The sequence below is a fragment of the Phytobacter sp. V69 genome (genome assembly GCF_965644215.1).
Lineage (GTDB): Bacteria > Pseudomonadota > Gammaproteobacteria > Enterobacterales > Enterobacteriaceae > Phytobacter.
The window spans coordinates 1-3,866 of sequence record NZ_CBFFRL010000303.1; the positions used below are offsets into that span (position 1 = coordinate 1).

At 53.1% G+C, this 3,866-nt stretch carries 5 protein-coding genes, 1 tRNA gene and 1 pseudogene; 6 read left to right on the forward strand and 1 reads right to left on the reverse strand.

Annotated features, from left to right (window positions below; translation table 11 throughout):
* Positions 1–70: 70 nt before the first annotated feature.
* The 4 genes and pseudogenes from ACSZPU_RS24070 to ACSZPU_RS24085 all read left to right on the forward strand — a co-directional run bounded on the left by ACSZPU_RS24070 (position 71) and on the right by ACSZPU_RS24085 (position 2,121).
* Positions 71–490 (forward strand): phage protein NinX family protein, encoded by a 420-nt coding sequence (locus tag ACSZPU_RS24070; RefSeq protein WP_499004059.1) that lies wholly within the window; start codon positions 71–73, stop codon positions 488–490.
* A 2-nt stretch (positions 491–492) separates the two neighbouring features.
* On the forward strand, positions 493–711 hold the full coding sequence (locus ACSZPU_RS24075) for a TraR/DksA C4-type zinc finger protein (protein WP_499004061.1): 219 nt from the start codon (positions 493–495) through the stop codon (positions 709–711).
* Positions 712–746: 35 nt separating this feature from the next.
* On the forward strand, positions 747–1,082 hold the full coding sequence (locus ACSZPU_RS24080) for a helix-turn-helix domain-containing protein (protein ID WP_499004064.1): 336 nt from the start codon (positions 747–749) through the stop codon (positions 1,080–1,082).
* Positions 965–2,121, forward strand: a pseudogene (locus ACSZPU_RS24085) (tyrosine-type recombinase/integrase). The gene ACSZPU_RS24080 and the pseudogene ACSZPU_RS24085 overlap by 118 nt, the downstream one beginning before the upstream one ends.
* A gap of 15 nt (positions 2,122–2,136) precedes the next feature.
* Here the strand turns inward: ACSZPU_RS24085 and ACSZPU_RS24090 are convergent.
* Positions 2,137–2,213 (reverse strand) — tRNA-Arg (locus tag ACSZPU_RS24090).
* A gap of 222 nt (positions 2,214–2,435) precedes the next feature.
* Here ACSZPU_RS24090 and folD point away from each other — a divergent pair.
* Positions 2,436–3,302 carry a bifunctional methylenetetrahydrofolate dehydrogenase/methenyltetrahydrofolate cyclohydrolase FolD gene (gene folD, locus ACSZPU_RS24095; RefSeq protein ID WP_041852424.1) on the forward strand — a complete coding sequence of 289 codons (867 nt, stop codon included), beginning with the start codon at positions 2,436–2,438 and terminating at the stop codon, positions 3,300–3,302.
* A gap of 1 nt (position 3,303) precedes the next feature.
* On the forward strand, positions 3,304–3,516 hold the full coding sequence (ybcJ, locus tag ACSZPU_RS24100) for a ribosome-associated protein YbcJ (RefSeq protein WP_499004067.1): 213 nt from the start codon (positions 3,304–3,306) through the stop codon (positions 3,514–3,516).
* The last annotated feature ends 350 nt before the right edge of the window (positions 3,517–3,866 follow it).

Genomic DNA, 3,866 nt, shown 5'->3' on the forward strand with positions numbered 1-3,866 from the left:
ATACATATTGCGACTGGTCACCATCCCGCGCGGTCTTCCGTCAGCCATGCAACCCAGAAGGCGGTGCAGCATGAAAGTTAAAACAGCAGAGCTGAGCGGTACTCAGTTGGATTACTCCATGGCTATGGCAATGGGAGAAATGGTGACAACTCACTCACCATCCCAACGGCGGTTCGACGTCAGAGAGGGAATACATTGTAGCTCTGATGGATGCACGATCGGACCGAGAAGTAGCTGTCATGAAGTTGAAGAATACTCGCCATCAACCGACTGGAGCCAGTGCGGACCGCTGATTGAAGAGCACGACCTGAGGATTGTTTCAGCAGGCACGGAGGGCTGGCAGGCGAGTACAAGAGTTAACTCTGTTGGCTGGAACGCCAGATATGAAGATTGGTTTGGTGAAACCCCACAAATCGCCATCTGTCGAGCGGTTGTCGCCTCAACGCTGGGCGACGAGGTTGATATTCCCGATATTCTTGCAGGGGTGTAACAGTGAAACCAGACGCCATAGACACAGCGAACGAGATAGCGCAGGCGCGCATTGACCAGGCTGTTGCCAGATTTCGCATCGACCGCAACGCGGTATCAGCGACGCACTGTGATGAATGCGGGGATGAAATCGAAGAGGCGCGGCGCCATGCAGCACCTGGCTGCCGGATGTGTGCGAGTTGCCAGGCTGACGCAGAAAAACGCGGCAAGCATCAACGTTGAATTGACTGGCCCCGGAAGGGGCCATAGGGATCACCATGATTACTGAGCGACCCATAACAGCCAAACAGGCCGCTGAATTACTCCTGGTTTCGGCGCGTACCATTTATCGGCTGATTGATTCCGGGCAACTGGCGGGGCAGAAAATCGGGAACAAATACCGCACAACGGATGTTGCCTGTATTGCGTATTTAAAAACCCCGCGCGATCCTGTTATCGCGAGCGCGGGTGAGCATAACGAGGATAAATTATGTCAATCACCCTCAGGGGCGGCGTTTGGCACTGTCATTTCTTTACGCCGTCAGGAAAAAGAGTTAGGCGATCTCTTGGTACGGGGGACAAAAAGCAAGCGCAGGAACTCCACGACAGGTTAAAAGCTGAGGCGTGGCGGGTGGATCAGATTGGTGATCTGCCCACTCGCACCTTTGAAGAGTGCTGCATCCGGTGGTTACGGGAAAAAGAGCATAAGAAGTCGCTGGATGACGACAGAACAAAGATTGAGTTCTGGCTGCAGCATTTTGCGGGGCGGGATGTTTCGAAGATTACGGCAGAGGAAATACATGAAGCCGTAAACGGGATGATCAACCGTAAGCACAGGCAGGTATGGGAAAGCAAACGGGATGCGGCGTTACGCAGGGGGAATGAGGTTCCTGCATATCAGCCTAAGGATGTTTCGCCGGCGACAAAGGCCCAGCACCTTTCTTTTATCCGTTCCCTGCTGCGTGCTGCGGCGAATGACTGGGGATGGATCAAAACAGCTCCCTTGTGAAAACCCGTAAGCCGGTCAGTAAACGCATTCGCTGGCTGACCCGGGAAGAGGCCGAGCGCCTGATTGAGTGTATGCCGGACAGCATAAAGCCAGTCGTAGTATTTGCGCTGGCTACCGGACTGCGCCGCTCCAATATCATCGATCTGGAGTGGCAGCAGGTAGACCTGCAGAGAAAAGTGGCATGGATAAATCCGGAGAACGCCAAGGCGGGCAAGGCTATTGGCGTAGCTCTGAATAATACCGCATGCCAGGTACTGAGAAAACAGATGGGCAAGCACCTCAGGTGGGTTTTTGTTCACACGAAAGCAAAGCACCGGCCAGACGGGACGCTAACTCCACAGGTCAGGAAAATGCGCGTTGACGATAACAACGCCTGGAATGCAGGGCTAAAGAAAGCAGGGATTGAGGACTTCCGCTTTCATGACCTGCGACACACCTGGGCAAGTTGGTTAATACAGTCCGGCGTTCCGTTGTCCGTTTTGCAGGAGATGGGCGGCTGGGAAAGTATCGAAATGGTGCGCCGGTATGCTCACCTCGCACCGAACCACTTAACCGAGCACGCACGAAAAATAGATGCCATTTTTGGCAATAACGACACAAATACGACACAAGGGGGAAATCAGGCTGGATTGAAGTTAGCGTAATTTATTGAAATTAAATGGTACGCCCTACAGGGTTCGAACCTGTGACCTACGGCTTAGAAGGCCGTTGCTCTATCCAGCTGAGCTAAGGGCGCACTGAGTTCCCTTACGGGAGAGTTGCGGATCGGGATTATACGGTCAACACCTGTCGAGTCAATGGCTTTGCGGTCAGTTGCTCGCGAAGTGAGCACCGCCCCGCACTTTCCCCACCCGGCCTTTACGCACGAAACATAAACGGTAACTGACAGCGCCGCGCACTTCTGACAAAATATAAACATCCCCACTTCTTTTTAGTTACAGATGGAATCCTCTCTCTGATGGCAGCAAAGATTATAGATGGTAAAACGATTGCGCAGCAGGTGCGCTCTGAGGTTGCTGAAAAGGTGAAAGCCCGCCTGGCAGCCGGAAAACGCGCCCCTGGTCTGGCCGTTATCCTCGTTGGTAGCAACCCTGCGTCGCAAATTTATGTCGGCAGCAAACGCAAAGCGTGTGAAGAGGTGGGTTTCATCTCCCGCTCTTACGATTTGCCGGAAACAACCACCGAAGCCGAACTGCTGACGCTTATCGACAAGCTCAATGCGGATAATGAAATCGACGGCATCCTGGTACAGTTACCGCTGCCCGCCGGTATTGATTATGTCAAAGTGCTGGAGCACATTTCTCCGGATAAAGACGTCGACGGCTTCCACCCGTACAACGTTGGCCGCCTGTGCCAGCGTGCGCCGCGTCTGCGCCCGTGCACCCCGCGCGGTATCGTGACGCTGCTTGAGCGTTACAACATCGATACCTATGGCCTGAATGCCGTGGTCATTGGCGCGTCCAATATCGTTGGCCGCCCGATGAGCATGGAGCTGCTGCTGGCCGGCTGCACCACCACCGTGACCCACCGCTTCACCAAAAATTTGCGCCACCATGTGGAAAACGCCGATCTGCTGGTCGTCGCGGTAGGCAAGCCGGGCTTTATTCCGGGCGAGTGGATCAAAGAAGGTGCCATCGTGATTGATGTCGGCATTAACCGTCTGGAAAGCGGCAAAGTGGTGGGCGATGTGGTTTACGAAGACGCCGCCGCGCGCGCTTCATACATTACACCGGTACCGGGCGGCGTTGGCCCGATGACCGTCGCAACCCTGATTCAGAACACGCTGCAGGCGTGCGAAGAGTACCACGACGTGGAGAAAGCATAAGATGGCAACATTTTCACTCGGCAAGCATCCGCACGTTGAACTCTGCGATCTGCTGAAACTGGAAGGCTGGAGCGAAAGCGGCGCGCAGGCAAAGATCGCCATTGATGACGGCCTGGTCAAGGTCGACGGCAAGGTCGAAACGCGTAAACGTTGCAAAATCGTCGCCGGACAAACCGTTGTTTTTCAGGGACAAAGCATCACCGTTGTCGCCTGATATCCCTTCTACAGGCCCGTTCGCCGGGCCTGTTTCCTCTCAGATTTCCCTTATCTTTCGCATGGCCAATAATTGATCGCCTTCAAATAATCACATTTTGCTATGACAAAAATTGAAATTTCAGTTGCGGAGAAGAAACGCTTCTACCACGATAAGTAGAACGTTTTACTAGAACGTTCTACTCACAATAAATGTGCTTAATTTGCACAAATAATGGTTCGGATTCGGGGGAATCACAGGATGAATGTGTTATCAGGATTTATCAAGTCACTCTCTAGATAGTGTCGTCACGAGGATAAAAATCATTGATAATAGGGCCTTCTAATCAGAAGGCCCTATTATCATGACTA

Excerpts from the sequence above, each read along its gene's own strand:
- ACSZPU_RS24070 (WP_499004059.1), top strand. The coding sequence starts at position 71 with ATGAAAGTTAAAACAGCAGAGCTGAGCGGTACTCAGTTGGATTACTCC.
- ACSZPU_RS24080 (WP_499004064.1), top strand. The coding sequence starts at position 747 with ATGATTACTGAGCGACCCATAACAGCCAAACAGGCCGCTGAATTACTC.
- folD (WP_041852424.1), top strand. The coding sequence starts at position 2,436 with ATGGCAGCAAAGATTATAGATGGTAAAACGATTGCGCAGCAGGTGCGC.
- ybcJ (WP_499004067.1), top strand. The coding sequence starts at position 3,304 with ATGGCAACATTTTCACTCGGCAAGCATCCGCACGTTGAACTCTGCGAT.